General features: G+C 75.1%; 26 protein-coding genes and 1 pseudogene. 13 read left to right on the top strand and 14 right to left on the bottom strand.

Annotation, left to right across the window (positions count from 1 at the left end; genetic code table 11):
• The first annotated feature begins 80 nt into the window (after window positions 1-80).
• Both ACIQ9P_RS06105 and ACIQ9P_RS06100 read left to right on the top strand, forming a co-directional pair.
• Window positions 81-2222, top strand: a complete 2142-nt coding sequence (locus ACIQ9P_RS06105) for an alpha-galactosidase (RefSeq protein ID WP_402350447.1) — start codon at window positions 81-83, stop codon at window positions 2220-2222.
• 128 nt (window positions 2223-2350) lie between these two features.
• The gene (locus ACIQ9P_RS06100; RefSeq protein ID WP_402350444.1) at window positions 2351-4477 is read left to right on the top strand and encodes an NPCBM/NEW2 domain-containing protein; all 2127 of its coding nucleotides are present in this window, start codon (window positions 2351-2353) and stop codon (window positions 4475-4477) included.
• Between the two features lie 165 nt (window positions 4478-4642).
• Here ACIQ9P_RS06100 and ACIQ9P_RS06095 read toward each other — a convergent pair whose 3' ends face one another.
• The 4 genes from ACIQ9P_RS06095 to ACIQ9P_RS06080 form a co-directional block, all read right to left on the bottom strand.
• Window positions 4643-5632, bottom strand: a complete 990-nt coding sequence (locus ACIQ9P_RS06095; protein ID WP_402350441.1) for a hypothetical protein — start codon at window positions 5630-5632, stop codon at window positions 4643-4645.
• 50 nt (window positions 5633-5682) lie between these two features.
• Window positions 5683-6252: an RNA polymerase sigma factor gene (locus tag ACIQ9P_RS06090; protein WP_402350438.1), complete on the bottom strand. Its 570-nt coding sequence runs from the start codon at window positions 6250-6252 to the stop codon at window positions 5683-5685.
• Window positions 6245-6472, bottom strand: a complete 228-nt coding sequence (locus ACIQ9P_RS06085; RefSeq protein WP_402350435.1) for a hypothetical protein — start codon at window positions 6470-6472, stop codon at window positions 6245-6247. The genes ACIQ9P_RS06090 and ACIQ9P_RS06085 overlap by 8 nt, the downstream gene beginning before the upstream one ends.
• Window positions 6473-6684: 212 nt before the next feature.
• Window positions 6685-7119, bottom strand: a complete 435-nt coding sequence (locus tag ACIQ9P_RS06080) for a CBS domain-containing protein (protein WP_402350432.1) — start codon at window positions 7117-7119, stop codon at window positions 6685-6687.
• 153 nt (window positions 7120-7272) lie between these two features.
• Here ACIQ9P_RS06080 and ACIQ9P_RS06075 point away from each other — a divergent pair, with 153 nt between their 5' ends.
• From ACIQ9P_RS06075 to ACIQ9P_RS06055, 5 genes are read left to right on the top strand one after another with little or no spacing between them, the layout of a single operon-like run.
• Complete coding sequence (locus ACIQ9P_RS06075; RefSeq protein WP_402350429.1) at window positions 7273-8211, top strand: helix-turn-helix domain-containing protein; 939 nt, start codon at window positions 7273-7275, stop codon at window positions 8209-8211.
• Between the two features lie 60 nt (window positions 8212-8271).
• A complete protein-coding gene (locus tag ACIQ9P_RS06070; RefSeq protein ID WP_402350426.1) occupies window positions 8272-8763 on the top strand; it encodes a VOC family protein in 492 nt (163 codons plus the stop codon).
• Between the two features lie 3 nt (window positions 8764-8766).
• The gene (locus ACIQ9P_RS06065; RefSeq protein ID WP_402350423.1) at window positions 8767-9243 is read left to right on the top strand and encodes an MmcQ/YjbR family DNA-binding protein; all 477 of its coding nucleotides are present in this window, start codon (window positions 8767-8769) and stop codon (window positions 9241-9243) included.
• Between the two features lie 35 nt (window positions 9244-9278).
• Window positions 9279-10439 (top strand): saccharopine dehydrogenase, encoded by a 1161-nt coding sequence (locus tag ACIQ9P_RS06060; protein WP_402350420.1) that lies wholly within the window; start codon window positions 9279-9281, stop codon window positions 10437-10439.
• Complete coding sequence (locus tag ACIQ9P_RS06055; protein WP_402350417.1) at window positions 10436-11221, top strand: TetR/AcrR family transcriptional regulator; 786 nt, start codon at window positions 10436-10438, stop codon at window positions 11219-11221. The genes ACIQ9P_RS06060 and ACIQ9P_RS06055 overlap by 4 nt, the downstream gene beginning before the upstream one ends.
• 157 nt (window positions 11222-11378) lie before the next feature.
• Here ACIQ9P_RS06055 and ACIQ9P_RS06050 read toward each other — a convergent pair whose 3' ends face one another.
• Window positions 11379-11675 (bottom strand): putative quinol monooxygenase, encoded by a 297-nt coding sequence (locus ACIQ9P_RS06050; RefSeq protein WP_402350414.1) that lies wholly within the window; start codon window positions 11673-11675, stop codon window positions 11379-11381.
• Window positions 11676-11880: 205 nt separating this feature from the next.
• On the opposite strand from ACIQ9P_RS06050, the pseudogene ligD reads away from it, so the two are divergent.
• Together ligD and ACIQ9P_RS06040 are read left to right on the top strand one after the other, a co-directional pair.
• Window positions 11881-12762: pseudogene (gene ligD / locus ACIQ9P_RS06045) on the top strand (non-homologous end-joining DNA ligase); the annotation flags it as partial.
• Between the two features lie 120 nt (window positions 12763-12882).
• Complete coding sequence (locus tag ACIQ9P_RS06040) at window positions 12883-13737, top strand: DNA ligase (protein ID WP_402351461.1); 855 nt, start codon at window positions 12883-12885, stop codon at window positions 13735-13737.
• 18 nt (window positions 13738-13755) lie between these two features.
• On the opposite strand, the gene ACIQ9P_RS06035 is transcribed toward ACIQ9P_RS06040, so the two are convergent.
• The 4 genes from ACIQ9P_RS06035 to ACIQ9P_RS06020 form a co-directional block, all read right to left on the bottom strand.
• Window positions 13756-14403 (bottom strand): DJ-1/PfpI family protein, encoded by a 648-nt coding sequence (locus tag ACIQ9P_RS06035; protein ID WP_402350411.1) that lies wholly within the window; start codon window positions 14401-14403, stop codon window positions 13756-13758.
• A gap of 48 nt (window positions 14404-14451) precedes the next feature.
• On the bottom strand, window positions 14452-14793 hold the full coding sequence (locus ACIQ9P_RS06030) for a PRC-barrel domain containing protein (protein WP_402350408.1): 342 nt from the start codon (window positions 14791-14793) through the stop codon (window positions 14452-14454).
• The gene (locus ACIQ9P_RS06025; RefSeq protein ID WP_402350406.1) at window positions 14793-15299 is read right to left on the bottom strand and encodes a hypothetical protein; all 507 of its coding nucleotides are present in this window, start codon (window positions 15297-15299) and stop codon (window positions 14793-14795) included. The genes ACIQ9P_RS06030 and ACIQ9P_RS06025 overlap by 1 nt, the downstream gene beginning before the upstream one ends.
• A gap of 68 nt (window positions 15300-15367) precedes the next feature.
• On the bottom strand, window positions 15368-15826 hold the full coding sequence (locus ACIQ9P_RS06020) for a hypothetical protein (RefSeq protein WP_402350403.1): 459 nt from the start codon (window positions 15824-15826) through the stop codon (window positions 15368-15370).
• 544 nt (window positions 15827-16370) lie between these two features.
• On the opposite strand from ACIQ9P_RS06020, the gene ACIQ9P_RS06015 reads away from it, so the two are divergent.
• Window positions 16371-16763, top strand: coding sequence for a hypothetical protein (locus tag ACIQ9P_RS06015; RefSeq protein ID WP_402350401.1), 393 nt, complete (start codon window positions 16371-16373; stop codon window positions 16761-16763).
• A 100-nt stretch (window positions 16764-16863) separates the two neighbouring features.
• Here ACIQ9P_RS06015 and ACIQ9P_RS06010 read toward each other — a convergent pair whose 3' ends face one another.
• The 5 genes from ACIQ9P_RS06010 to ACIQ9P_RS05990 form a co-directional block, all read right to left on the bottom strand.
• Window positions 16864-17631, bottom strand: coding sequence for a hypothetical protein (locus tag ACIQ9P_RS06010; protein WP_402350398.1), 768 nt, complete (start codon window positions 17629-17631; stop codon window positions 16864-16866).
• Window positions 17632-17891: 260 nt separating this feature from the next.
• Window positions 17892-19274 carry a geranylgeranyl reductase family protein gene (locus tag ACIQ9P_RS06005; RefSeq protein ID WP_402350395.1) on the bottom strand — a complete coding sequence of 461 codons (1383 nt, stop codon included), beginning with the start codon at window positions 19272-19274 and terminating at the stop codon, window positions 17892-17894.
• Window positions 19275-19696: 422 nt separating this feature from the next.
• Complete coding sequence (locus tag ACIQ9P_RS06000) at window positions 19697-20797, bottom strand: calcium:proton antiporter (protein ID WP_402350392.1); 1101 nt, start codon at window positions 20795-20797, stop codon at window positions 19697-19699.
• Between the two features lie 73 nt (window positions 20798-20870).
• Window positions 20871-22532 carry a serine/threonine-protein kinase gene (locus ACIQ9P_RS05995; protein ID WP_402350389.1) on the bottom strand — a complete coding sequence of 554 codons (1662 nt, stop codon included), beginning with the start codon at window positions 22530-22532 and terminating at the stop codon, window positions 20871-20873.
• A gap of 7 nt (window positions 22533-22539) precedes the next feature.
• Complete coding sequence (locus ACIQ9P_RS05990; protein WP_402350386.1) at window positions 22540-23376, bottom strand: serine/threonine protein kinase; 837 nt, start codon at window positions 23374-23376, stop codon at window positions 22540-22542.
• 349 nt (window positions 23377-23725) lie between these two features.
• On the opposite strand from ACIQ9P_RS05990, the gene ACIQ9P_RS05985 reads away from it, so the two are divergent.
• The 3 genes from ACIQ9P_RS05985 (at window position 23726) to ACIQ9P_RS05975 (ending at window position 26972) form a co-directional block, all read left to right on the top strand.
• Window positions 23726-24133 carry a hypothetical protein gene (locus ACIQ9P_RS05985; protein ID WP_402350383.1) on the top strand — a complete coding sequence of 136 codons (408 nt, stop codon included), beginning with the start codon at window positions 23726-23728 and terminating at the stop codon, window positions 24131-24133.
• 503 nt (window positions 24134-24636) lie between these two features.
• Window positions 24637-25644 (top strand): polysaccharide deacetylase family protein, encoded by a 1008-nt coding sequence (locus ACIQ9P_RS05980; protein ID WP_402350380.1) that lies wholly within the window; start codon window positions 24637-24639, stop codon window positions 25642-25644.
• 245 nt (window positions 25645-25889) lie between these two features.
• On the top strand, window positions 25890-26972 hold the full coding sequence (locus ACIQ9P_RS05975; protein ID WP_402350377.1) for a GNAT family N-acetyltransferase: 1083 nt from the start codon (window positions 25890-25892) through the stop codon (window positions 26970-26972).
• Window positions 26973-26992: the final 20 nt, after the last annotated feature.

Genomic DNA, 26992 nt, shown 5'->3' with positions numbered 1-26992 from the left:
TCATGGCGACTCCCCTGCACGCCGCACCTCAGCGCCTCCGCGCACCTCCACCCCACCCCCACTCGCGCCCTGGAGCGCCCATGCGCAGAACCGCGCCGCACCTCCCCCACGCCCTCCCCCAGGTCCACGCCCGCTCCCTGCCCCGCTCCCTGTCCCGAGCCGTGCCCCGCGTCCTGCTCACGCTGGCCCTGGCCTCGGCCGGACTCGGCACGCTCGCCCTCGGCCCCTCGGCGACCCCCGCCGCCGCCGTCGAGAACGGGCAGGCCCTCACCCCGCCGATGGGCTGGAACTCCTGGAACACCCTCGGCACCGCCGTCACCCAGGAACAGGTCGTCCAGACCATCGACTTCATGGTCTCCCGCGGCCTGGTCGCGGCCGGCTACAACACCGTGACCATCGACGACGGGTGGTCGCTGGGCCACCGCGACGGCCAGAGCGCCGACTTCGCGAAGACCGCCGAAGGCGCGATGCAGCTGTACGACGCCAACCGCAACCCGGTCAGTGGCACCGACGGCAACGGCTTCGACCTCACCAGCGGCCACCTGGTGCCCGCCCCGGACCGGTTCCCGGACCGCACCGTCAACGGCCGCACGCTCAACGGCATCGAGTACCTGTCCTGGTACGCGCACAGCAAGGGCATGAAGTTCGGCCTCTACGCCACCACGACCTACACCACCTGCCAGGGCCGCCCCGGCAGCCTGGGCCACGAGAGCGTCGACGCCGCCGACTTCGTCGCCTGGGGCGTCGACTACGTCAAGTACGACGACTGCCCCTACGGGCCGAAGATCATCGGCCCCGACGGCCACGACTACTACACCCAGGGCATCGGCCGCGAACTCACCCGCTCCATCTACGCCCGGGCGCAGGACTTCCGCCGGGCGCTGGACGCCGCCTCGGCCGCGCTGAACCGGCCCCGGGTCACCCTGAGCGTGTCCGCCCAGCCGGTGCACAGCGGCGTGCCCTACCTGCTGGCCGGCGACGACCCGGCCCGCACCGACCCGGTCGTGGTCGCGGCCGGCACCCCCGAGCGCGAGGCGCCCGGCTACGCGCCGACCGGCAAGTGGTGCGGCCAGGTCGCCAACCTCTGCCGGATCGGCGGCGACCGGGGGCCGGACCTGGACGGCGTGCTCTACAACGGCCAGCTGCGGACCGCGCTCCAGTACCCGGGCAACGTCCGGCCCGGCAGCTGGAACGACATGGACATGATGTTCGCGGGATGGCTGAACCCCTACGGCATCTACGGCACCACCGACAGCTGCGTGTGCCACAAGCCGATGACCGACGACGAGTCGCGCAGCGAGATGTCCGTCCTCGCCATGATGGCCTCCCCGCTCATCACCGGCGCCGACCTGCGCACCGCCGCCGACTCCCAGCACAGCTACCAGGGCTGGAACTGGTCCACCGGCATCAGCGACTCCGCCCTGGCGGTCTACAAGAACGCCGACGTCATCGCGGTGAACCAGGACCGTCTGGCCAAGCCGGCCACCCTGGTCGGCCACGCGCCCGACAAGGCCACCGACCCGATCGTCCTCAAGCGCCAACTCGCCGACGGCGACACCGCGGTACTGCTGCTCAACCAGGACCCGTCCGGCTGGCGCTACATCACCCCCACCCTCACCGACCTCGGGCTGACCGGCCCCGGCTACACCACCAAGGACCTCTGGACCGGCGCCACCGGCACCACCTCCGGCTCCCTCGGCGGCTGGGTCCCGGCCCACGGCGTCACCATGTACCGCCTCAAGGCGCTGCCCACCACCGTCCCGGCGGCGGTCGTCGGCGACGGCCGCTACCACGGCCTCGGCGCCGGCGGCACCGGCGGGCAGGCGCTGGAGGTCCGCGGGACGTGCTCCGCGCCCGACGGCTCGACCACCGACATCAACACCTGGTGGGACTGGCACACCTCGGAGCAGTGGAAGTTCTCCCCGAACCCGGACGGCACCGTCCGGATCACCGACAACTGCGACACCCCCACCCAGACCCACGGCACCCTCACCGGCGGGAGCGGCAACGGCTCGGCCGCCTGGGTACTCAACCGCTGGGACCCCAACAGCCCCAACCAGAAGTGGCGGGTCACCCAGAACGCCGCCACCGGCGCGCTGACCATCACCAACGTCGCCAGCGGGCTCGCCCTGGACGCACCGCAGTCCGCGCCGACGTCGTCCGTGGTCCTGAACCCGCCCGCCCCGGCCGCGGCCGGCCAGTCCTGGACGCCGCTGAACTGAGCGGACCGCTCCACCGGACCCGCCCGCCCCGACCCCTCCCGCCGGTCGACCGGCCTGCCGCCCGGCTCCCCCGCCAGGCCGGCCGGTCTGTTCCCCCTGCCCAACTCCGATCCCTCACAGGAGGATTCGTGCGAACCCCCGACGCCCGACCGGCGCGCCGTGCCGCGTCCGCGCTCACCGCATTGGCCCTGTTCGCCGGCGGCGGCGCCGTGACGGTGGGGCTCCAGCTCGCCACCGCACCGGCGGCCGCCGCCCTCGACAACGGCATCAACCTGACGCCGCAGATGGGCTTCAACAACTGGAACTCCACCTACTGCGGGGCCCAGTTCAACGAGGCGATGATCAAGGGCATCGCCGACATCTTCGTCACCAAGGGCCTCAAGGCGGCCGGCTATCAGTACGTCAACCTCGACGACTGCTGGGCCCTGCCCCAGCGCGACGCGGGCGGCAACCTGGTGGCCGACCCGGTCCGCTTCCCGCACGGCATCAAGGCGCTCGCCGACTACGTGCACGGCAAGGGCCTGAAGTTCGGCATCTACTCCAGCGCCGGCGACCACACCTGCGACGTCAAGGGCTTCCCCGGCGGGCTCGGCCACGAGCAGCAGGACGCCGACCTGTGGGCGTCCTGGGGCGTCGACTACCTCAAGTACGACAACTGCAACAACAAGGGCGTCGACGCGCGGACCCGGTACAGGGCCATGGGCGACGCGCTGAAGAAGACCGGCCGCCCGATCCTCTACAGCATCTGCGAGTGGGGCAGCACCGGGCCGTGGAACTGGGCCCAGCCGGTCGGCAACTCCTGGCGCACCACCGGTGACATCAGCGACAACTGGCAGAGCATGATCTCCATCGCGCAGGCCAACCAGGGACTGGCGAACTACGCCAAGCCCGGGGCGTTCAACGACCCGGACATGCTGGAGGTGGGCAACGGCGGCATGACCGGCACCGAGTACCGGACCCACTTCAGCCTCTGGGCGCAGATGGCCGCCCCGCTGATGATCGGCACCGACCTGCGCACCGCCGAGCCGGAGACCCTGGAGATCCTCACCAACACCGATGTGATCGCGGTGGACCAGGACCCGCTGGGCAAGCAGGGCTCCGTCGTCTCCCGGGAGAACGGACTGGTGGTGATGAGCAAGCCGCTGGCGGACGGCAGCCGTTCGGTCACCCTCACCAACGAGGGCTCCTACGACGCCACCATCAGCACCACCGCGCAGGCGGTCGGGATCGGCGGCGCCGAGTCCTACAAGGTCAAGGACCTGTGGTCGAAGAAGAGCAGCACCGGCAACGGTGCGATCAGCGCGGTCGTGCCCGGCCACGGCACGGCGATGTTCCGGATCACCCCGAGCTCGCCGGTCTCCCCGCCCTCGGGCGTGACCCGGCTGAGCGACCTGCCGTTCACCGCGGTCTCCAACTTCTGGGGCCCGGTGGAACGTGACCGCAGCAACGGCGACCACGTGGCCGGCGACGGCGGCACGATCACCATCCGCGGCACCCAGTTCGCCAACGGCCTCGGGGTGCACGCCCCCAGTGAGATCGGCTTCCACCTCGGCGGAACCTGCCGCAACCTGGTCACCGACGTGGGCATCGACGACGACGCCTACGGCAACGGCTCGGTGGTGTTCCAGGTCTTCAAGGACGGTGTGAAGGCCGCCGACAGCGGTCCGGTCACCGGCCAGGACCAGGCCCGACGGCTCACCGCCGACCTCACCGGGGCGCAGGAGTTGAAGCTCGTCGTCACCGACGGCGGCGACGGCACCTCCTGGGACCACGCCGACTGGGCGAACGTCCGGGTCGCCTGCGGCGACGGCCCGGCCGCCGGGACGTACCAGGTCTCCGACCTCAACTGGTCGGCGGCGGGCAACAGCTGGGGACCGGTCGAGCGCGACATGAGCAACGGCGACAACCAGGCGCGGGACGGCGCCACCATCACCGTCGGCGGCACCACCTACGCCAAGGGCCTGGGCGTCAACGCGTTCAGCGAGATCGTCTACTACCTCGGCGGCGCCTGCTCGTCGATCAGCACCGACGTCGGCATCGACGCCGAGGCCCAGGGCCGCGGCTCGGTCTCGTTCGAGATCTACGCCGACGACACCAAGGTCGCCGACAGCGGCCGGGTCACCTCCGCCTCCGGCGTCAAGCACCTGACGGCGGCGCTGACCGGGGCCAACGAGCTGCGGCTGGTGGTGACGGACGGCGGCGACGGCACCAACAGCGACCACGCGGACTGGGCCGCCCCCGTGCTCACCTGCTGAAGCCGAGCCGCCGACGCCGACCCACTGACAGCGATCCGCTGATGCCGACCCGCTGACACCCGCTCGGCGGCGACCGCCGGCGCGGTCGGGGTCGGGGGTGGGGGGCGAGGTCGAGGGCGGGCGCGGTGCCGGACTCCCGGCGCCGCGCCCGCTCGCCGTCCGTCCTCAGACCCTGGTCACGTCACGGGTCCCCGTGCCCGGCCGGACGACGTAGATCCCGGACCCGGGCAGCGTCTCCCGGGAGTCCGCCCGGAGCTGGTCGACACTGATCGCGGCGGGCCACCGGGTCCGCGACTCGGACCAGCGGACCCCGGCCAGATCGACCCCGGCCAGATCGACCGAAGTGAGGTCGGCGGTGGTGAAGTCGTCCAGCACCTCGGCCAGGAACTCCAGGTCCAGGGTCTCCGGTTCACCGAGCTCCAGCAGTTCGCCGACCTGCTCGACCAGCACCCGGGACAGGTACTCCACCTCCCGCACCGCCCGGGTGAGGTCCCCGCCGAGCACGGCGTACATGAACACCTCGCAGGCGCGCAGGAATTCGGCGATGGCCGGGTGGTCCGCCGTCCGCACCCGCTTGTCGATCGTGGTCACCATCTCCCGGACCAGCAACTGCCCGACCCGGCGCGCCCGGTCGATCTCCGGGTAGTGGGGTTCGAGCAGCGCCACGATCTGGTGGGCGAGGTCCCGCAGGTCCCAGGCCAGGGCGGCCCGCCGGTCGAGCTCCTGCGCGATGCCCCGGGCCACCCCCTGGGCGGCGAACACCGCCCGCCGCAACGGCATCCCGTGGTACCGGCCGAACCCGAGGCCGTAGGTGAGGTCCTGGGCCAGCACCACCGTGCGGATCAGCAGGTCCGCCAGGATGGCCGAGGTGACCAGCGGGTGCCCGCGCAGCACCAACCGCTGCTCGGGGCCGATGAGTTCGAACCGCTGGTGCATCAGGCCGACCTCGTAGAGAGGGGCGGCCGCTTCCTCGAACTCCGTCCTGGCCGCACCCCGGGACAGCACGGACACGAGCCCGGCCTCGATGTCGAGCACGGCGTCCAGGCCCTCCGCCAGCTCCTTGTGGCGGGCGCACAACATCACCTCGCGCAGCCCGGCCTCCACGTCCAGATGCGTGTCGAGCCCGTGCAGGAAGGACTTCCGCAGCGCTGCCATCCGGTCCGAGAAATCACGGGTGCGGCGCTCGGGAGAACCGCGCTCGGCCATCATTCCCCCTCTCGATCGGTCATTCTGCCGGTGACGGCCAGCCGCGCCTTGAACAGGCTGGCGCGGACCGCCGCGGGCCGCATGCCCAGCTCGGCGGCGATCTCCGTCGGCGTGTAGCCGTCCAGCGTCCACGCCAGCACCTGGCGCTGGCGGGCCGGCAGGCCGCCCAGCAGCCGCAGGATCTCCTGCCGGTCCTCCCACTCGGCGGCGTGCCCCGGGGCCGGCAGCAACGAGGTCGGTTCGAGCGCGAGTTCCTCGATGCTGTCCTCGACCTGGCTGAAGGCGCGGACGAGTTCACGGGAGGCGACTCTTCGGCACCACGCCTCCGGCGACTGGATCCGGTCCCACCGCTCGTACGCCTTGACCATGGTGTCCTGGGCCAGGTCCGCGGCCAGCGCCGCCGGGGCGCCCTGCCACATCAGGAACGCCACCAGCCTGCGCAGGCAGGTGCGGTAGAAGTACGCGAACTCCCCGTGCCGGGTACCGGTCCCGCTCCCGTCGGCAGGGGCCGGAAGGTGGCCGAGGGACGCCGCCGACGCGGCCTCCCCCTCCGGGCCGGTCTCACTCATGCGCGTCGCGGCCCCGCTCCTCGTGCGGCGCCGGCCGCCCCGGGCGCCGGTCGTCGTCCCCGCCCCGGCCCGTGCGGAGCGCGAGGACGACGACGACCGCGCGGGGCGGGGGCGGCTGGGGCCGGTCCCGTCGACGCGGCCGCAACTGCCCCACCAGGGTGACCAAGGCGCCCACCAGCCCCAGCACACCTGCCACCACCGAGCCCGTCACGGGATCCACCAGCACTCCTGTCGTCGTGCCAACACTTCTACGACCAGGAGTCCCGGGAGGGCGAACGCGTTAACCGGTGCGGGGATTCTGTTACAGACCGCCGGGAGGGGCGGGCTCCCGCGCCGGTTCCCCCGCGCCGGTGCGACACGGGGGAACCGGCGCGGGGGAACCGGACGGCTCTGCCGGGGGTGACGGCGTCAACGGCGGTGCCGGCGTCGGCGTCAGCGCGTCATGTAGACGCTGTCCATGAAGTCGACGATCTGCTGGTCCGTCAGCCGCTGGCCCTCCCGGTGGCCCGTCGCCAGGTCGGCCTCGCTGATCATGCCGACCAGCCGGTCGCCGTCGATGACCGGGATGCGGCGGATCTGGTGCTGCTCCATCTTGTGGAGCACCGCGTCCATGCTGTCGTCCGCGTGGACGCAGTGCAGGTGCCCCGCCAGCTCCATCGCCTTCGTCCTCGCCGGGTCCCGCCCCTCGGCGATGCACCGGACGATGATGTCGCGGTCGGTGATGATGCCCTTCAGCTTCTGGTCGTCGCCGCAGATCGGGAGGGCGCCGACGTTCATGTCGCGCATCATCCGGGCGGCGTCGGCGAGGCTCTGGTCGGCAGCGACGCACTGGGCGCCGGCGTGCATGATGTCTCGGGCAGTAGTCACGGGGACTCCTCCTCAGGATCTCCCCCGAGCACCGGGTGTTCCGGTGCGCCCACCCTAGGCACGGGTGCCGGGGGTCCGCGAGCGCATCCGGGGGGGTGTCGCCGAGCGTGGCCGGGGCCGGGGAAGCACGAGGGACGGGACGATACTGGAGGCGTGACGGAGGAGTTCGCCGGGGCGCGCGGTGCGGTACGGGCGCCGGACCGGACCGGGCTGACGACCGCCCCCGACCTGGTCGACGAGGCGGTCCGGGTACGGCCCGCGACGGCGCTGCGCCCCTATGTGGCCTGGTACTCGGGCTACCGCCAACAGGGTCTGCCGCCCGCCCTGCACCGGGGCCTGCCGTCCCCGTACCTGACCTTCATCGTGACCCTGGACGAACCGCTCACCATGGCGGGTCACCCGGACCCGGCGCAGCCCCCCGGCCGGTTCGCCACCCTGCTCGGCGGCCTGCACACGGCCCCGGCGCTGATCAGCCACGACGGACGGCAGTCCGGTATCCAGGTCGCCGTCCACCCGCTGGCGGCGCGGGCCCTGTTCGGGCTGCCGGCCGGGGAGCTCGCCGAACTGGACGTGCCGGCCGAGGAGGTGCTCGGCGCGGTGGCCGAGCGGCTCCAGGAGGCCGTGCGGGAGGCGCCGACCTGGCCGGAGCGGTTCGCGGCACTGGACGGCGCGCTGCTGCGGCTCGCCCACCCGTCCGGCCGGGTGCCGCCCGAGGTGGTGCGGGCCTGGGAGGCGCTGCGGCGCAGCGGCGGGGCGCTGTCGGTGGCCGCGTTGGCCGAGGAGACCGGTTGGAGCGGCCGCCACCTGTTGGACCGGTTCCGCCGGGAGACCGGGCTCACGCCGAAGGCCGCCGCCCGGGTGGTCCGGTTCGACCGGGCCCGGCGACTGCTGGCCGCACCTGGTCCGGCGCCCCGGTTGGCGGAGCTCGCGGTGCGCTGCGGGTACTTCGACCAGGCTCATCTGGCGCGCGAGTTCCGCGCGCTCGCGGGGTGCGCGCCCTCGGTCTGGCTCGCCGAGGAGGGGCCGGACGCGGTGAAGTTCCGAATCGTCCAAGGCGGGGCGGCCGGGCCCGGGCCAGAGTGGGAGGCATGACGGCGGACCGGCCCGGCCCCCACCCGGGCCGGTCGCCCCGAACCGAGGAGGTACCCGGTCATGGACACCGACACCGCGGGCACGAGCGGCACTGGCGACGCGGGGAGCGGCGGGGCGGGCGGAGGGGCGGGCGGAGGAACGGCGCCCGCTCCGCAGGTCTGGCCCAGTCTGCGGGCCCGTGACGCCCGGGCGCTGATCCGCTTCCTCTCGGAGGCGTTCGGCTTCGAGGAGGTCGTCGCCTACGGCGAGGGCGAGTTCGTGGCCCACGCCGAACTGGCCTGGCCGGAGGGCGGCGGGATCATGCTGGGCTCCGACCGGCCGGCACCCGAGGGCGGCGAGCCCTGGCCGGGCGGCCCCGGGACCTTCTCGGCCTACGTGGTGACGGCGGACCCGGACGCCCTGCACGCGCGGGCGGCCGCCGCCGGGGCGCGGATCACCACCGCGCCGTACGACACCGAGTACGGCTCGCGCGACTTCGCGGCCGCCGACCCCGAGGGCAACCACTGGTACTTCGGCACCTACCCGGGTGCCCCGCGCCCCTCGGCGGGCTGAGCCGTGCGGGCCACCGAGCGGCCGGGCCGGGCAGCGACGGACGGCGGGACGCCGAACCACGGCGGGGCGCTCACGGACGGCGGGGTGCCGAACGACGGCGGGGCGGTCGTGGAGCGGCTGCGGGCCCTCTGCCTGGCCCTGCCCGAGGTGGACGAGAGGGTCAGCCACGGCGAGCCGACCTGGTTCGCCGGCGCCGGTCGCCGGGCGCGGGTGTTCGTGATGCTCGCCGACCACCACCACGACGACCGCCTCGGATTCTGGTGCCCGGCGGCCGCGGGCGCGCAGGAGTTCCTGGTCGCGGAGGCGCCGGAGCGCTTCTTCCGCCCGCCCTACGTCGGCCACCGGGGGTGGATCGGCGTCCGCCTGGACGTTCCGCCGGTGGACTGGGAACGGGTCGAGGACCTGGTCGCGGACGCGCACGCCCTGGTGACCGGCCGGGGCGCCCGGGATCCGTCGCGCCCGGGGTCCCCGACCTCCTGATGGACTTTTTAGGTCATGTGACCTAGTTTTTGCTCATGACCACTTCGGAACACCTCCAGGCCCCCGACCTCCTCGCCACCGCCCCCACCCCCGACAGCCCCGACCTCCTCACGCTCGATCCCCGGGGACCGGTCCTGCTGGTCGGCGGCTACGGGACGGTCGGCGGCGAACTCGCCCGCCTGGTCGCGGCCGAGCGCCCCGTCCTGCTCACCGGCCGCTCCGAGCAGCGCGGCGCGGCCCTCGTCCGCGAACTCGGCGGCGCCCCGAACGCCGCCGTCCGCCGCTGGGACCTCGCCGACCCGACGCCCTTCACGGCGGCGGTCAGCGCGGTCGTCGGCGTCGTCAACGACCCCGACGACCGGGTCCTGCGGGCGGCGGCACGCGCCGGCGTCCCGTACGTCGACGTCACCCGCTGGACCGCCCGGCTCCAGCGCGCCGCCACCGTGTCCGGGCTGCTGCGCCCCACCGCGCCGGTCCTGCTCTCCTCCGCCTGGATGGGCGGCGTGGTCGGACTCGTCGCGGCCGCGCTGGCCGAGCGCCTGGGCGGCGCGGACCGGGTCGAGACCGCGATCCGCTGGGACCTCGCCGACCGGGCCGGCGCGGACTCGGTGGAGTTCATGGACCGGCTGGGGCTGGACTACGAGGTGATCAGCGACGGCTGGCGCCGCACCGTCGCCCCGCTGACCGAGGCCCGCACCGTCCGGATCGGCGACCACCCCACCCGGGTCGCCCGGATCGACACGCCCGAGCAGTTCACCCTGCCGCTCACCCTCGGCACCACCACCGCCACCACCCGGATCGGCTTCAGCTCCGACCTCAGCACCCGGGCCCTGCTGGCCGCCAAGCACACCGGCTTCTTCCGCTGGGGCCGGGGCGACCGCTGGCAGTCCGCCCGCCGCGCCCTGCTGTACTCCCCCGGCGAGGGCGGCACCGCGCGGCTGCGCGTCGACGTCGGGCACGCCGGCCGCACCCTCACCGCCGTCGTCGAGGACCGGGCCGGCCAGGCCCACCTCACCGCCGTCGGCGGCCTGCTCGCCCTGCGGCGCGTCCTCGGCTCGGACGGCGCGCCCGCGGCACCGGCCGGTGTTTCCTTCCCCGAGCAGACACCCAGGCCGGCCGGAGTCCTGGCCGACCTGGCCGCCGCGGGGGTCACGGTCGACATCGGCTCCGCTCCGGGCTTGGATGCTGCCGCATGAGCACCGCACCCGACCCGACCCCCGCCCCGACGAGCGACGGCACCCCGCCCCCGCCCCCCGAGAACGGGCCGCGACGGCCCCCCGGGGCCGCGCCGACCGCCGCGACCGACGCGGACCGGCCCGCCAGCCCCACGGACGGGAGCGCCGACGCGCCGGCGGGGCGACGGCGGACGGCGGCCGCCGTGGGCGGCGGCGGCACGCCGGGCCGGGGGCGGAAGGGGGCGGAGCGCCGGGAGGCCCTGCTGGACGCCGCCGAGGAGGTGCTCGTCACCGAGGGCGGGCCGGAGTGGACGATGCGCGCCGTGGCCGCGGCGGCCGGGGTCAGGCTGGGCCACCTCCAGTACTACTTCCCCACCCACGCGGACCTGGTGGCCGCCGTCCTGGAGCGGGTACTGCGCCGGTCGGCGGAACGGCTGGCGCCCCTGCTCTCCGCCGACGCCGACGCCCCCGAGTCGGCCGCCGGGGTGGTCACCGCCCTGCTGGCCGAGCAGGAGGACGCCCGGCTGATGCGGCTGTTCGTCGAAGTGTGGGCCCTGGCCGCCCGGGACGCGACCGTGGCGGCGGCGGTGGGCGGGTTCTACGACGACTACCGGGCCCAGGTGACCGACTTCCTCGCCCGTCGCCACCCCGACCTTCCGGAGGAGGAACGCCGGGCCCGCGCCGGGGTGTTCATCATGCTGATCGAGGGCGCCTCCCTGTTCCGCTCCGGCGTGGCGGGCGAACGCGCCCCCGCCACCGACGGGACCCTCGTCCGCACCGCGCTCGCCCTGCTCGGCCCCTGACCGCCGGAGGCGCGGTACCGCCCGGCACCAAGCCACCGCTGCCCGGGCCGGCCGGTTCCCCACTGCCGGCGCCCGCGCGGACGGTCGGACCGGGTCCGACGGTCCCGACCGGGACGGCGGCCACCGATGGCCACCGTCCCGGTACCCCACCTGGCTGTCAGGCCAGGTCGGTGAGGAGTTGGAGGTCCGGCGGGCCGGACAGCAGGGTGGCGCCGGCGGCGAACGCCTCGGCCATGTGCGGCGCGGCGAGGTGGGCGTCGAAGTCCGCCCGGCTCGCCCACTGTTCGACGACCACCCAGGACGCGGGGTCGAGCGGGTCCTGGTACGGGCGGTAGAACAGGCAGCCGGGCTCGGCGAGCGTCGGCGCGACCAGTGACAGCGCCTGGGCCCGGACCGGCTCCTCCTGCCCCGGTGCGGCCCTCAGTCTGGCGACAGCGGTGATCGGTCCACTCATGGCATCCCCCTCGATACGGTGATCATCTGCGATCACCGGTCAGCAACAGGGCCGGGGCGGCACCTATTCCGGCCCGCGGGCCCAGCGGGACGGCTCGCGCCGCGCCCCCGGCGCGGGCAGACTGGCCGCGACGGGCCCGGTGGACCCGGGCGGCCGAGCAGGGCCGTGCCCGGGGCCGGGGACGCGCGCAGCCCCGGAGGCGGCGATGCCGCAGATGACGGTCGACGGGCGCACCCTCGCGCTCTCGCACCTGGACAAGGTCTACTACCCCCGGACCGGCACCCTCAAGGGCGAGGTCCTGCGCTACTACGCCGCCGTCCACACGGCCCTGTTGCCGCACCTGCGCGATCGTCCGGTGTCCTTCCTGCGCTGTCCGGACGGCGTGGCGGCCGAGGTGTTCGTGGCGAAGAACCCGCCGCCCGGCACGCCCGACTGGGTGCGCGCGGTGGAGGTGCCGAGCAACAGCGGCGAACTGCGCCAGGTGGTGCTGGAGGACGGCGCCGCGCTGCTCTCGGTGGTCAACCTGGGCTGTCTGGAGCTGCACGTGCCGCAGTGGCACGCCGCCGCGCCCGGGCTGGCCGACCGGCTGGTGCTGGACCTCGATCCGGGCGCTGGGGCGGACGTCCTGACCTGTCGCACCGTGGCCGGGCTGCTGCGCGAGCGGCTCGCGGCGGACGGCCTGGATGCCTGGGTGAAGACCTCCGGCGGCAAGGGCCTCCATCTGCTGGTGCCGCTGGAGCCCACGCCGAGCGCCCGGGTGTCCGCCTACGCGAAGGAGCTGGCGGCCGAGCTGGCGGCGGCCCGGCCGGAACTGGTCGTGCACACCATGGCGAAGGCCCGCCGCACCGGCCGGGTGCTGGTCGACTGGTCCCAGAACTCGGCCAAGAAGACCACGGCCGCCCCGTACACGGTGCGGGCCCGGGAGCGACCGACGGTGTCGGCGCCGCTGTCCTGGGCCGAGCTGGACGCGGCCGGGTCGGCGGCGGAGCTGGTGTTCACGATCGCCCAGGTGCCGGAGCGGCTGGCGGCCCACGGCGATCCGCTGGCGCCGCTGCTCGACCCGGCGCGGGCCCGGCCGCTGCCCGCGGCCGTCCCGCCCGGGGCGGCGCGTGGGGCCGGAGCCGGGACCGGGACCGGTGCCGGGACCTCCGCCGCCCGGCCCCCGGGCGGCCGCGAACCGGTGGTCCTGACGCCTCCGCTGGAGGTGATGCGGCCCGCCGCCGTGCCCGCCGTGCCGCCCGCGGACGGCCTCGGCGGCGCCGGGGTGCTCTACGAACTGAAACTGGACGGCTTCCGCTGCGTGGCCTTCGCCCGGGGTCCGGCCCGCCCGCCGTTCCTCCAGTCCCGCTCCGGACGGGACCTCGCCGCCGAGTTCCCGCCGATCGCCGCCGCCGTCTCCCGGCTGCCGGCCGGGTTGGTGCTGGACGCGGAGCTGGTCGCCTGGCGCGGCGGCCGGTTCGCCTTCGAGGAACTGCTGCGGACCAGGCGGGACGGGGCCGCCGAGGACGTCGCACTGGGGCTGATCGCCTTCGACGTGCTCGCCCTGCCCGGCCGGGACGTCCGGCCGCTTCCGCTGGCCGACCGGCGGCGGCTGCTGCTGGCCGCGCTGGCCGAGGTCCCGCCGCCGGTCCAGCCGGTCCTGGCGACCACCGACCGGGCCGAGGCGCTGACCTGGATGGAACAGCTCGCCGACACCGGGGTGGAGGGGCTGGTCTGCAAGGCCGCCGGTTCGGCCTACCGGCCGCGCGGGGCGGGCCGGGTCTGGGTGAAGTACCGGCGGGGCGACACCGTCGACGCCACGGTCCGCGCCGTGACCGGACCGCCCGCCCGGCCCCGGGCGGTGGTCCTGGAACTGGACGACGGCCGGGTGCTGCTCTCCTCCCCGCCGCTGTCACCGCCCCAGTCCCGACAGGTCGCGGAGCTTTCGTCCGGCCGGCTGGGCTCGGCCGTCCACGATCCGCAGTACGGCGACGTCCGACCGCTGACCGTCCCGCTGCGGGCCGAGGTGACCGTCACCGGCCGGCCGCCGACGGCCCGCTTCGTCCGCCTGCGCGGTGACTGAGGGCCCGCGCCGAGGCCCTCAGTCCTCCTTCCCCTCCGCCGCGGCGTGGCGGGACGGGGCCGGCTCGTGGGCGACGGGCCACGGCGGGTGCGGGCCTGCGGCCGGGCGGGCGTGCGCGAACTCGGTGACCAGGGCCTCGGTGTAGGCCGGGAGATCACTCGGACGGCGGCCGGAGACCAGCACCCCGGGGCCGTCCCGGCAGACGTGGACCGGTTCGTCGACCCAGTAGGCGCCGGCGTTCACCAGGTCGGTGCGGATGCTGGGCCAGGAAGTGAGGGTGCGTCCGCGCACCGCGTCCGCCTCGATGAGTGTCCACGCGCCGTGGCAGCTCACCGCGACCGGCCGGCCGGCGGCGGCCAGTTGGTGGACCAGGGCCACGGCCGCGCGATCCAGGCGGAGGAAGTCCGGGTTGGCGACTCCCCCGGGCAGCACCAGGGCGTCGTAGGCACCCGGGTGCGCCACGCCGACCACGTCGTCGACGGGGAAGGCGTCCGCCCGGTCGAGGTGCCGGTACGCGTGGACCCGACCGGGGCGGGTGGACAGCAGCCGGGGCGTGCCGCCGGCCTCCGCCACGGCCTGCCAGGGCACGGTCAGTTCCACCTGCTCGGCGCCCTCGGGGGCGAGCAGGAAGGCGATCGTCCGGCCGGTGAGGACGGTCGGCGTCATCCGGCCCACCCCGTTCTCCGCCCGCCCGAGGACCCGGCCGCCACCGGTTCAGCTCCCGGGGCGCGGGCCGGGCCGGTTCGCGAGGGCGGCGGCGGCCGGGCCGCCCCCGGTCAGCTCGACGGCGGCGGGCGGCGGGGCGATCCGGATCCGGGCGCGGTGGCAGTCGAGGTGGACCACCAGCTCCAGGTGGTCGACGCGGGCGACCGTCCCGATCGGCACCAGGACCGGGGCGCCCGGCACCCACGGCCGGGTGTCCACCAGCAGGTGGTCCCCGGCGTCCTGCTCGACCCGGCCGAGCGGGCCGTCCGTCGCCTCGACGTCGTAGCCGACCAGGGTGAGGTCGGCGGCGGAGTGGGAGCCCGGGCGGTACTCCCGCAGTTCGGTGGTCATCACGCCTCCGGGTGGTCCCACGGGCGGCGCTCACGGCGGCCCCGGCCGTAGCGGCCGTCCCCGGGGTCGCCGCCCGGGCCACCACCCGGACGGTCGTCCCGGTACGGGCCCCGGCTCCGGTGCCCGTCCGGCCACATCCCCCGGCCCCCGCCGTCCGGCGGGCCGTCCGCCGGATCCACCCGGTGCCGCCGGTGGCGGCGCAGCACGACCGACAGACCGGCCGCGATCATGACGCTGCCGACCCAGACGGCGGCCGTGGCGATCGCCACGACGGCCGTCGGCTTGCGCACGGCGATGCTGAGGCACAGCGCCGCCATCACCAGCGCCGTCATCAGGACGCCGGTCGGCAGGCGGCGGCCGAAACCGCGCAGGGCGCTCCCGAAACGGCGTGGGTGTTCGGCTCCCATCGTGCTCAACCGCCGGTCCAGGCGGGTGTCGCGGCGCAGATCGCACTCGATCTCGGCGAGGAGCCGCCGCTCCCGTCCGCTCAACGCGGGTCCGTCCATCTCGGTCACCTCCGGCACGTCCGGTGACGACGACATCCCGTCCGGGCGACTGCCCGGTGGGGGGTGCGCTAACCGCTCCGGCCCGCGAGGGCGACGGAGGCGGCCGGGCGACGGTCGCCGAACGCCCGCGGACGCGCGAGCAGGCTGTCGTCCAGCACACACAGCAGGGCCGCGGCGTCGGGGTGCACCTCGGCGGCGCCCGCCGCCCGCACCTCCGCGGCCGTGGCACCGGGGCCGGGACCGAGCACCGCGACGCAGGGCACGCCGGCCAGGCGGGCGACCCGGACCTCGGGCGCGCTCGCGGCGACGAACACGGCGTGCGACGGCTCGCCGTCGACCAGGTGGAGCGCCATCCGGACCGGATCGCGGCCCGGATCGGTCACGGTGAGTGCCGGGGCCCCGGGCGGACCGGGCGCGGTCAGCAGGACCGTCCAGCCGCGGGCCGCGCACTCGCGCAGCAGGTCGGCGGAACCGCGTGACGTCGCACGCCAACCGGCCCCGAAGAGTGCCGCAGAGACGACCGTCATGGCCCACCGTTCCCGTTCCGCACCACGCACCGGCGCGCCCTTCCAGGTTAGGCCCGCGCCCCCGGCTCCGCCCGGCGCGGCCACCGCGGGCCGGGCCCGGGGCCCAGCCAGGGCTCAGCCCGGGCCCGGCCCGGGCGCCGACCGGAGGCCGACCGGGGCACCCGCCGTCCCACTACCCCGGGTGACGACTCGCGGCTGTCCGGAATCCGCCCGGTACCGGCTCCGGAACGTGCCACGATCGGGCCATGATCACGCTGCGCGCCGCCCGCACCCCCGCGCCGGACCGGGCACCCGCCGCCCGCGCCGGGGGCTTCCGGCGGCACGACTCCGGTGGGACCCGCGCGGACCGGTCACCGGGGGCGCGCGGCCTGTCCCGTCACGCCCCCAAACCCGGACCGGAACAGCCCCCGCAACCAGCGGCGGACGGTGACCGCGCCGACGCGGAGCGCATCCGTTCCATTGACAGCCCGCCGGACCGGCCCGATCCTCGCCGGTACGACCCGGCCACCGGCCAGGGCCGCTCGACGACCGGGGGTGGTCAGCGATGACGGACCAGTGGACGGCGCGGCGCATGCCGCCGACGGTCAGGTGGGCGGTCGCGGGCGTGTGGGTGCACGCCGCCCTCAGCGGATTCGCGGGCCTCATGCTGCTCGCCGCCCTCGGCCGCAACCAGGGCGGGGAGGTCGCCCCGGTGCGGTTCATCGCGATGGCCTCCGTCCTGGTGGCCCTGCTGCTCGCCACCTGCGCCGGCCTCGCCTCCCGTCGCGCGGGCTGGACCAGGACCACCGTGGTCGCCGTCGAGGCCCTCTCGGTCGTGACCGCCGCCGCCCTCCTCCTGACCGGCTCCCTCGCCGCCCTCACCGGCATCGCCCTCGGCGCCTTCGTCCTCCGCACCTTCCTCTCCCCGGCCGGCCGCGCCTGGTTCAACGACCAGTAACAGCCTGCCGGGCGGACGAGGTCGGACCCCCGCACGGCCCGTCCCCCGCCCCCACCCCGTCCGTTCCGTACGGCGCGGCGGCAGTCGCAGCGGCGTCCCCTCAGAAGCTGCCGCCCTCGGCGGATTCGGCGGCGGAGCCCTCGTACGGACCGCCCCCGGATCGGGCGACGGTCTCCCGGACGGCGCGGCCACCGAGCAGACCGGCACGGGCGGCGAACTCCGGCACCAGCAGACGCAGGGCCCTGCGCCCGTGGAGCGCGACCAGGAGTCCGGTCTCCGCCGGCGCGGCCGGGGCGGAGGCGGGACGGGGATGCAGACGGCGCAGCTCGCGCAGCAGTCGGTGGCCGGCCAGGGTCCGCGCCGGGCCGCACAGGACGGCGAGCGACAGGACGGCCAGGGACAGTCCCGCGGGGAGAGATCCGTGTGCCGCGGCGGCCACGGCCGTGCCACAGGCCGTCAGGAACAGCAGGCCGGCCACTGTCGACCGGGCTCGACCGCATCGCAGGCCGCGCCCGGCCAGTTCGGCGTTCAGCTCCTGCCGGGCCCGCCGCACCGGCGGAGCGGTGGCGGCATCGGCCAACGAGAGGTCGCGACCGAACACCGTCCACGCCGCCCGGTGCAGCGACGTCACGTTCCGCCCCGGGCCGCCGTGCGTCACCCGCCGCAGCCGTCCCCCGCGGCCGGTGACGATCACCTCTGCCAGGTGGAGTTCCACGACTGCCACTGCCAGCGCGGCCTTCGAACCACCCCGCACTCCCGCGACACCGGCCGCCGTCACACCGGCCGTCCGCCCCTTGACCGGAAGCCATCGCAACAGCCCCGCCACCACCAGCGCGGCCAACACGCAGAGAACACCGATCGATCCCATCACGCCCCCCGACGGACAGCGGACCCCCCGGCCCTCCTCCCGAAAGGATGACACGGCCGGACGGCCGCTCGGCGGGACGGCCGCTCGGCAGTCGGTCCCGGCAGCAACTTCTCGCCGCCGGAAGGGATTCCGACGGTCGATCGAGCCCTTGCGGAATCCCGATCGATCCGTGAATCGATCCGTGACCGGGGACGGCCGTCGGCGATCGACGGTCGACGGCGACGGCAAGGAGGAGCGTCCGGCGGCAACTCGGACCGGCGTCAGCCCCGGCTGCTGGGGGCGAGGCGGCCGAGGAGGTGGAGGAGGCGGTCGAGCGCGTCGCGGGAGTTGGGCTCGGTGAGGTTGACCATCAGGCGGAAGGCGGCCCGCAGGACCGCGGGGTTGCCGAGACCGGCGGCGCCCGCGGCGCCGAGCAGCCGGGGGCGGCTCAGGGCGGCGGCGGTGAGGCGGCCGAGGGCGAAGTAGCCGTCGTAGGCGGCGCGGAGGGCCTGGGGATAGGCGTGCAGGGCGAGGTCGCGGCCCCGGTCGGTGCGGCGGGCCAGGGCCTGGACGACGGTCTCGGCGGCGTAGCGGCCGGACTCCATCGCGTAGGCGATGCCCTCGCCGGTGGCCGGGCTGACCGTGCCGCCCGCGTCGCCGATCAGCAACAGGCCGTCGGCGTAGTGGGGTTGGCGGTTGAGGCCCATCGGCAGGGCGGAGCCCCGGATGGGTTCGGTGACGGCCTCGGGGCGGTAGCCGTAGTCGTCCGGGAGGTTCTCGCACCAGTGGCGGAGCAGGTGCTTCCAGTCCACGTCGCGGGTCACCGCACCGGTGTCGACGACGCCCAGGCCGACGTTGGCGGTGCCGTCGCCCATGCCGAACACCCAGCCGTAGCCGGGCAGGAGGCGGCGGTCCGGATCGGCGGGGTCGCGCAGGTCCAGCCAGGCTTCCAGGTAACGGTCCTCGTGGCGCGGGGTGGTGAAGTAGGTGCGGTAGGCGACGCCCATCGCGCGGTCGGTGCGGCGGTAGCGCTTCATCGCGAGGGAGAGCCGGGTGGAGTTGCCGTCGGCGGCCACGACGAGGGGCGCCCGGTAGGTGACGGGGCAGCGGTCCTCCCCGAGCCGGGCGCTGACGCCGGTGATCCGGCCGCTCCGTTCGTCGATCAACGGACTGTCGACGTTGGCCCGTTCGACCAGCCGGGCGCCGGCCGCGGCGGCGCGGCGGGCGAGCAGTTCGTCGAAGTCCGCGCGGCGGCGGACCAGTCCGAAGCCCGGGAAGGCGGAGAGTTCCGGCCAGTCGAGTTCCACCCGGCGCCCGCCGGCGACGATCCGCAGCCCCCGGTTGTGCAGCCAGCCGGCCGACTCCGAGACGTCGATGCCGAGATCGATCAACTGCCGTACCGCGCGCGGGGTGAGGCCGTCGCCGCAGACCTTCTCCCGGGGGAAGGCGGACTTCTCCAGCAGGAGGACGTCCAGGCCGGTCCGCGCGAGGTGGTAGGCGGCGGTGGAGCCGGCGGGGCCCGCGCCGACCACGATGACGTCGGCGGTGTCGGCGCCGTTCCCGGACGCCTCGGCGGCGGCGGCGGCCGGTTCGGCGGCGGCCCCGCCGGACGGCTCGGACGGGCGGGCGGGGCGGGTGGACGACTGCTGTGCTGGGCCGGGCATGCGACGCTCCCACGGGTCTCGGTCCTGCTGCGGACTCGGCTGATTCGGCGGACACCCGACGATATGGAGCCCGGCGGTCGTGCCGCACCCGACACGCGGGCATCCGGCGGCCCGCCCGGCCGCTCCGGGAGGATCCGGCGCGCGGGCCCCTCGCTCCCGAGCGACCGGATGATGACGGTGTCTCAGTCCGACCATCATCTCGCCTGCGCCGTAAATCGCCCTGCGCCGTGGATCGGCCCTGCGCCGCGGATCGGCCCTGCACCGTGGATCGGCCCTGCGCCGCGGATCGGCCCGTCGTCCTGGATCCGCCCGGCGCCGCCCCGGCCGGGACGGACGGACAGACGGACGAAGGGCCGGCGACCTCATCAGGTCGCCGGCCCTTCCGGCCGTCCCGCTCCGCCCCGCACGGGCGCGAGCCGCACTCAGGGGACGATCGCCAGCTCCACGTACGCCGCCAGGATCGCCAGGTGCACCGCCCCCTGGAGCGGGGTCGCCCGGCGCGGGATGACCGTCAGCGTGCCGACCACCAGGGTGAGCGTCAGGAGCACCAGGTGCGCGGGGTCGAGGCCGAGGACCAGCGGACCGGAGAGCCAGTGCGAGGCGATCGCCACCGCCGGGATGGTCAGGCCGATGCTCGCGAGGGCCGAGCCGAGCGCCAGGTTGAGGCTGGTCTGGACGCGGTTGCGGGTGGCCGCGCGCACGGCCGCGATGGTCTCCGGCAGCAGGACCAGCAGGGCGATCACCACACCGACGACCGAGGACGGCAGCCCCGCCGACTCGACCGCCGACTCGATGGTCGGCGACACGCCCTTGGCCAGGCCCACCACCGAGATCAACGCCACGCCGAGCAGCACCAGGCTGAACACCATGGCCCGGGAGCTCGGCGGATCGGCGTGGTCCTCCTCGTCCAGCACCTTGCCGTCGGAGGTCACCGGCAGGAAGTAGTCCCGGTGCCGGAACGTCAGCGTGGCCACGAACAGGCCGTACAGCACGAGCGAGGCGGCCGCCGCGAAGGCCAGCTGGGCGGGGTTGAACTGGGGGCCGGGCGAGCTGGTGGTGAAGGTCGGCAGGACCAGGCTCAGCGTGGCGAGGGTCCCGATGGTGGCCAGCGCCGCGCCCGTCCCCTCGGCGTTGAAGACCGCCACCCGGTGCTTGATGGCCGCGGCCAGGATGGAGACGCCCAGGATGCCGTTGCACGTGATCATCACCGCGGCGAACACCGTGTCCCGGGCGAGCGTCGCGGACTTGTCCCCGCCGTCCGCCATCAGGGTGACGATCAGCGCCACCTCGATCACCGTGACCGCGACCGCGAGCACCAGGGAACCGAACGGCTCCCCCACCCGGTGGGCGACCACCTCCGCGTGGTGCACGGCGGCGAGCACGGCGCCCGCCAGGAAGCAGGACACCACCCCCACCACCCAGCCGGGGAGGTCGCGGTGCCAGGTCAGGACGAGGACGAGGAGGGCCAGCAGCGGGACGAGGGTGGTCCACTGCGTGACGAGCGGTCGGAGCTTGGTGAACATGCCGCCGAGCATCCCATCCGGAAGCCCGGGTTCCGCGGCGACGCCGCCGGGGAGGCGACGGATGTGGCCGACCTCATGGCCCCGCCACGGTACCTCCGCCGTACTCGGCGAGGTAGCCGAGCACGCGTGCGACGTGCGCTTTCACCCGTTCGGGTACGCCGCCGGCGTCGGCGACCGTCTTGTCGCTCGTCCGGTAGCCGGCCGTCACCAGGGCCGGCAGGTCGGCGGCGGGGAAGCCCCGCAGCTTGAACCGCTGGGCGAGCCAGCAGACGTAGCCGCCCATCGCGGCGATGGCGTCGTCCGGGTCCAGATAGCTCTTGACGCCGTCGTGGTCGGCGTCCTGCGCCCAGGCGTTGAAGACCGTGGGCGTCCACATCGCCACCCCGTACTCGCCCGTGGCGGGACGGGCGGCGGCCGGGTCGAAGCCGGACTCCGCCTTGAGCATGGCCGCCAGCAGCACCGGCGTGATCTCGGGTTCGGGGCAGCGCCGGGCGGCGTCGTCGATCGGGCCGCGCAGGGCGGCGGGCACATCGGCACCGGGCGGGACGGCGCCGGGGCGCGCGGGAGCGGCGCGGACGGGGCCGACGGACGTGGGGCCGACGGGCTCGGACCGCTCGGGTGCCCCGGTGAGGACGAGCAGGGCCGCGGCCGCGACGAGCAGCGGCGTCGCGCGTGTGACGGTGCGTCGCCGGGGCCGTCGCCGACCCGGTACGACAGGGCCGAGCACGACGGGCCCGAGTGCCACCGGGCCGAGTACCACCGGGCCGGGTCGGGCGTCGGCACCACCGCTCCCGCCCAGGGCGGCGGCGAGAAGGGCGGCCAGGTCCAACTGCGCGCGCCGCTGCCGGTCGGCCGTCAGGCAGGCGGTGACCAGCGGCCGCCACCGCTCCGGCAGCGCCGCGTCGAGCCGCAGCGGGGCACTGCCGCGCGCGTAGGCGACCGCGGCCAGCGAGCGGGCGCGGGCGGTGGCGCCGAGGAAGGGGTGGAGTCCGCCGGTCAGCAGCTGGTGGGCGAGCACGCCGAAGGCCCACAGGTCGGCGCTCGGGCGGAGCGCCGCGCCGCGCGCGCCGGTCCGCTCGGACCACCACTCGGGCGGCACGTGGTCCGGCGAGCCGAGCGGCGGGGCGTAGGCGTGGGTGCCCTCCAGTTCCGCGGTCAGCCCGAAGTCGGCGAGCTTGGCGGTGCCGTCGGCCATCAGCAGGACGTTGCCGGGCTTGAGGTCCCCGTGCACCCAGCCGGAGCCGTGCATGTGCCGGAGCCCGGCGGCGACCTCGGTCAGGATCCGCTCGGCTCCCGGCGGCGGGTGCGGTGGCCGGGCCTCGGCCAGGAGGTCGTGCAGGCTGCGCGCGGCGCGTTCCATCACCAGGGCGACGGCGCCGTCGAGTTCGGGCCGGTCCGGGTCGGCGAGGGTGAGCACGGCGAAGGTGCGGATCAGGTGCGGGTGGTCGGCGCGGCGGCTGAACCGGATCTCGCTGCGGGCGACCTGGGCGACAGCCTGCCGCTGGCCCGGTCCGAGCCGCCCCGGATGCAGGAACTTGACGGCCACTTCGGCGGGTTCGCCGTCGGGCGCGCGATCCGGACCGGCCGCGCGGGCGACGTGGACAGTGCCCCAGCCACCTGCCCCGATCCGCTCCCCGACCAGGTAGCCGGCGACCGGGTAGCCCGCCGGCACCGCGAACCCGGCACCTCCGCCGGACGGCCGGGCTCCGGGCGGGTCCACCGCGCGTGGCGCCACCGCCCGGTCACCCGCCACGCCGGGGCGGGAGCAGCACCAGGTGCTCCTCCCGAACCAGGTCGAACCGCAGCGCCAGCGCGACGAGTTCCTCCCGCTTTCCGCCGCCGGCTCCCCCGGGGTCGACCGGTTCCGCCGGGTCGCGCAGCCGGAGCTTGCTGCCGACCAGGTAGTCGATGTGGTAGTTGACGGCCGATCGGGTGAGGTCGCGGCAGGAGGGCAGGTCCCGCAGCCGGGCCAGCACCTCGGTGACCCCGGGGACGGCCGCCGCGGAGGGCGAGCGCAGGCGCGGCTCGCAGAGCGCGAGCAGGACGAGGAAGTACTTGGCACCCGGGTCCAGGGCGAACGGGCTGACCGTCGGCTCCCCGTGCCCGGCCGCCGACACGCCTTCGTCGTCCGGACCCTCGGATCCACCTGCCAGATAAGCGTGTTGGGGTGCGAACACCTTGAACGCGACCGGCTCGCCGAGGGCCGGCAGCAGCACCCGGGAGAACTCGAACGGGACGGGCGCGCCGAGCCGCCCCGGCGCGACCTTGACGTGCTCGCCGGCACCTTCGAGGTTCTCGACGACATAGGTCGCGGTGGCGCTGAAGTTGGACAGCCGCCAGTAGTCCTCGGCGGCCGTGATCGCGCCGGCCCGACGCGACACGCCGGGGTCGGGGATCGGCACGGCAAGCGGTCGGCCCGGCTCGCCGCGCCCGAACTCGACGCTCTCGCCCGGCCCGAGGTGCAGCAGGGCCGGTCTGGCGGGCGGGGCACTGCGGGGCGGTCGCGACAGCCGGGCGAACCGACGGTCGGCTCGGACCGGCGGACGGGGTTCGGGCAACTGCACGATGACCGTGTTCACCCAGGTCACCTCCGAGGGTCGGCCCGATCGTAGCCGTCCTAACGAGCCACTGGCGTGACGCCACCCGAACGAGTGAACGCCGCGCCGCACCCCGCGAGTTGCGCGGTGGGGCCGGGAGCGGCGACCGGATTCCGGGACCGGAGGGCGGCACCCGTTCGTCGACGGAGTGACATCCGACGGTAATCACAAGGTCACTGGCGAGATTTCGAAGCGTAGTCGAGCGATCACCTTGAGTGTGATGCAGCACACATGGGACGCGTCCATATTTTGTGCAAGACTCATCCCACAGAGTGAGATTCCCTTTCATTCCAAGGAGGTTGACATCATGAACGCTCGGATCGCAGCTCTTATGGTCGCGGCGGCAGGGATCACGGCGGCCACGATCGCCCCGGCCACGGCCGCGACGGTCACCGGCGGCGGCACGACGCAGGCCATGAACCCGGCGGGCGGTGTCTCCTGTACGACGGTGCTGAACCAGCCGTGCGTCTGGCAGGAGAAGGACGGCGGAGGGTTCGTCGGCGTCGCCCAGGTCTCCGCCGCCCCCGGCCAGTTGACGATCGTCAAGGTCGAGGTGCGCACCCAGCGCGCCTGGGGCAGCCCGTGGCTGACCACCGCCTCGGCGACCACCGTCACCAAGGGCTCCGCCAAGGCCGTCACCCCCCGCGTGGTCACCACCGACCTCAAGATGGTCTGCGCCACCGCCGGCCCGGCCCTGGAGGCCGAGCAGCAGGTGACCACCTGCACCTACCCCTTCTGATGCCCCGTCGGGGACGGGAGGGGTGACGCGGTCGGGGCCCCGCATGCCCCGGCCAGGCCGGCCGCCGGGTCCGCAACCGGCGGCCGGACCACTCCCCTCCCGCCGCACCCACCCCCGCTCCCACCAGCAATCACTCAGAATGCTCACAGCCGTCGCACAGGCCACCGGCGCGTCGCCAAATGCGCCAACCTCCCCCCGGAGCCCGTTCGCGACGCACAACCCGGTTCGGAGCATGGGTTTTTGCACTATCTTGGGAATTCGTGGACGGTGCGGGCCGCCCACCGGGCAGCCTGTGCGGAACGGCGGGAACTGCCGGTGCGACGCGTCCCACCCCCACCACCGCAGCATCACACGGGGAGGAAGGGGGGAGCGTGTCCATGCCCGAGGGGACCGCGCGATCGACCGGGACCGACCACGGCCCGAGCACCGGAACGGCCGACCGGACGGCCGACGGAACGGCCGGCGGAGGGACCACCAGAACCGCGTCCAGAACGGGCCCGGCCGTGGATCCGAGTACGGATCCACCCGCGAGCCCGGCCGGGGAACCGAGTACCGGCCCGCTCCCGGCCGCCGCCCCGCGCAGGACACGGCTCGCGGGCCGCCGCGCCACCGTCGACGCCGTCCTGCGCAACTCGCCGCTCCAGCCGCTGTTCCGGCTCGCCGCCACCCGGCGCCTGGCCGTTCTCGCCTACCACGGCGTGGACGACCCCCGGGTGTTCGCGCTCCAGATGGAGCGGCTGGTCCGCGTCGCGCGCCCGGTCCCGCTCGCGGCCGTAGAGGAGTCCGTGCGCACCGGCCGGGCCCTGCCTCCACGCAGCGTGCTGGTCACCTTCGACGACGGCGACCGCACCGTGCTCACCGAGGGCCTGCCCGTACTGACCCGGCTCGGCATCCCCGCCGCCGCCTTCGTGGTCACCGACCTCATCGGCGGCGACCAGCCGTTCTGGTGGTCCGAGGCCGCCTTCCTCGCCGCCCACGGCGGCGCCGCCCGCGGCCTGGCCGACTGCCCGCCGGGCGCGGCCGTCCACCGGATGAAGACCCTGCCCGACGGCGAGCGCCGCACCGCGCTGGCCGAACTCCGGGAGAGCGCGCGGTCCGGCGCGCCCCGCCAGGAACAGCTCACCCCCGCCGACCTGTCGACGCTCACCCGGAACGGCGTCGCGGTCGGCAACCACACCGCCTCCCACCCGTGCCTCGACCACTGCGACGGCGGCACCGTGCGGGACGAGATCCGACGCGCGCACGACGCGCTCACCGGCTGGCTCGACGGCGAGGCGCCCACCGCCTTCGCCTACCCCAACGGCAACGTCGACCCGCGCGCCGACGCCGAACTGCGGCTCCTCGGTTACCGGATCGGCTTCCTGTTCGACCACCGCCACGACCGGCTGCTGCCACCGCACCCGCTGCGGATCAGTCGACTGCGGGTCAACTCGACCACGGGGCGGGACCGGTTCGACACCATCCTGTCCGGACTCCACCCCGCCGTGCACCACCTGCGCGGCGGCAGCTGACACCCCGCACACCGGCGCGCCAACTCCCCCGCCGCTGAGGCCCGGTAACGGCAGGGGAACAAGCCGAACCGCGTCGTTCGGGGGCGGGAATCCGGGAGAATGCGGACCTGACCGCGACCGGAGCGCCGAGCGGCGGCGCACCGGAGCGGCGGAGACCTGGGGGCAGGGACGTGGGGGCACAAGACGTGGGGGCGGGAGAGCTCGGAACGGCGCTCCGTACTTCGGCCGCGGCAGGCACGGTGCCGGTGCGCCACCGGACACCCGCGCTGCCGCAGGAGATGGTCGACGGCTGGCGCGAGCTCGCCGCGGGCGAGGCCGGCGGCTCGTGGTTCACCACACCGGAGTGGACCCTCGCCTGGTGGGAGACCCTCGGCGCGACCGCAGGCGACGGCGAGGTCGTGGTGTGGCGGGACGGGGACGGCCGGATCGACGCCGTGCTCCCCCTGCTGCGCACCGTCCAGCGGCTCCACCCCCGCGCACCGCTGCCCGTCCCCTGTCTGACGGTGCTCGGTTCCGGCGCGGGCGCGGCCGACCACTGCGGCTTCGTGGTCGCGCCGCACCGCCGCGCCGAGGTGGCCGACTGGCTCGCCCGACGCGGGCGGCGGACGAGCCTGCTGCTGGCCGACCTGGATCCCGGACAGTCCGCCCTGCTGCCGCCCGGCGCGGTGGAGATCGGGCGCACCGCCTGCCCTCGCGCCGATCTGGCGGCCGGTCCGGAGACGCTGGGAAGTCGCCAGTTCCGCGCCGACCTCCGCCGCTACGGCCGGAAGCTGGCCGCCGAGGGGATCACCTTCCGCTGGGTACCGCCCGCCCTCGCGGTGGCGGAACTCCCGGCCCGCTTCGAGCTGCTGCACACCGCCGTCCGGCTGCACCGGCTGCGCCGGGCCGCCCTCGGCCTGCCGACCACCTTCGACGAAGCCAGGGCGCCGCTGCACCTGCGGGTGATCGAGCGGGCGGCCGACACCGGACGCGGCGAGGGCCCGGCGTTCCTGGTCGCCGAGCGGGCCGGCGAGGTGGTCGGCGTGCTGTACGGGTTCCAGTGGCGGGACACCTTCGCCTACTACCAGATCGGCTGGGACCAGACCTGGGCTCCGCTGCGGCTCGGCACCGCGGTGATCGCCGAAGCGATCCGGGCGGCCGCCGGGCAGGGGCTGACCGTCTTCGACTTCCTGCGCGGCACCGAGCCGTACAAGTACCGCTTCGACGCGGTGGACCGGGAGGACGTCTCCTGGCTGGTCCCGAACGGCCTGCCGGGAGCGCTGCTGGGGCTCAAGTACCGTGCGAAGGAAGCCCGTCGGGCGTCCGACCGATCGATCGTCGTCCAGTGATCCGGCTCCCCCACGGGTAC

The sequence above is a fragment of the Kitasatospora sp. NPDC094019 genome (assembly GCF_044764505.1).
In the GTDB taxonomy this organism is placed as follows: Bacteria; Actinomycetota; Actinomycetes; order Streptomycetales; family Streptomycetaceae; genus Kitasatospora.
Note: the sequence above shows the minus strand (reverse complement) of the source record. Positions and strands in the feature narration are given on the sequence as shown.

Excerpts from the sequence above, each read along its gene's own strand:
- ACIQ9P_RS06105 (WP_402350447.1), top strand. The coding sequence starts at position 81 with ATGCGCAGAACCGCGCCGCACCTCCCCCACGCCCTCCCCCAGGTCCAC.
- ACIQ9P_RS06095 (WP_402350441.1), bottom strand. The coding sequence starts at position 5,632 with ATGGCAGCGCTGCGGAAGTCCTTCCTGCACGGGCTCGACACGCATCTG.
- ACIQ9P_RS06090 (WP_402350438.1), bottom strand. The coding sequence starts at position 6,252 with ATGAGTGAGACCGGCCCGGAGGGGGAGGCCGCGTCGGCGGCGTCCCTC.
- ACIQ9P_RS06070 (WP_402350426.1), top strand. The coding sequence starts at position 8,272 with ATGGACACCGACACCGCGGGCACGAGCGGCACTGGCGACGCGGGGAGC.
- ACIQ9P_RS06060 (WP_402350420.1), top strand. The coding sequence starts at position 9,279 with ATGACCACTTCGGAACACCTCCAGGCCCCCGACCTCCTCGCCACCGCC.
- ACIQ9P_RS06055 (WP_402350417.1), top strand. The coding sequence starts at position 10,436 with ATGAGCACCGCACCCGACCCGACCCCCGCCCCGACGAGCGACGGCACC.
- ACIQ9P_RS06050 (WP_402350414.1), bottom strand. The coding sequence starts at position 11,675 with ATGAGTGGACCGATCACCGCTGTCGCCAGACTGAGGGCCGCACCGGGG.
- ACIQ9P_RS06040 (WP_402351461.1), top strand. The coding sequence starts at position 12,883 with ATGCGGCCCGCCGCCGTGCCCGCCGTGCCGCCCGCGGACGGCCTCGGC.
- ACIQ9P_RS06035 (WP_402350411.1), bottom strand. The coding sequence starts at position 14,403 with ATGACGCCGACCGTCCTCACCGGCCGGACGATCGCCTTCCTGCTCGCC.
- ACIQ9P_RS06030 (WP_402350408.1), bottom strand. The coding sequence starts at position 14,793 with ATGACCACCGAACTGCGGGAGTACCGCCCGGGCTCCCACTCCGCCGCC.
- ACIQ9P_RS06025 (WP_402350406.1), bottom strand. The coding sequence starts at position 15,299 with ATGGACGGACCCGCGTTGAGCGGACGGGAGCGGCGGCTCCTCGCCGAG.
- ACIQ9P_RS06020 (WP_402350403.1), bottom strand. The coding sequence starts at position 15,826 with ATGACGGTCGTCTCTGCGGCACTCTTCGGGGCCGGTTGGCGTGCGACG.
- ACIQ9P_RS06015 (WP_402350401.1), top strand. The coding sequence starts at position 16,371 with ATGACGGACCAGTGGACGGCGCGGCGCATGCCGCCGACGGTCAGGTGG.
- ACIQ9P_RS06010 (WP_402350398.1), bottom strand. The coding sequence starts at position 17,631 with ATGGGATCGATCGGTGTTCTCTGCGTGTTGGCCGCGCTGGTGGTGGCG.
- ACIQ9P_RS06005 (WP_402350395.1), bottom strand. The coding sequence starts at position 19,274 with ATGCCCGGCCCAGCACAGCAGTCGTCCACCCGCCCCGCCCGCCCGTCC.
- ACIQ9P_RS06000 (WP_402350392.1), bottom strand. The coding sequence starts at position 20,797 with ATGTTCACCAAGCTCCGACCGCTCGTCACGCAGTGGACCACCCTCGTC.
- ACIQ9P_RS05985 (WP_402350383.1), top strand. The coding sequence starts at position 23,726 with ATGGTCGCGGCGGCAGGGATCACGGCGGCCACGATCGCCCCGGCCACG.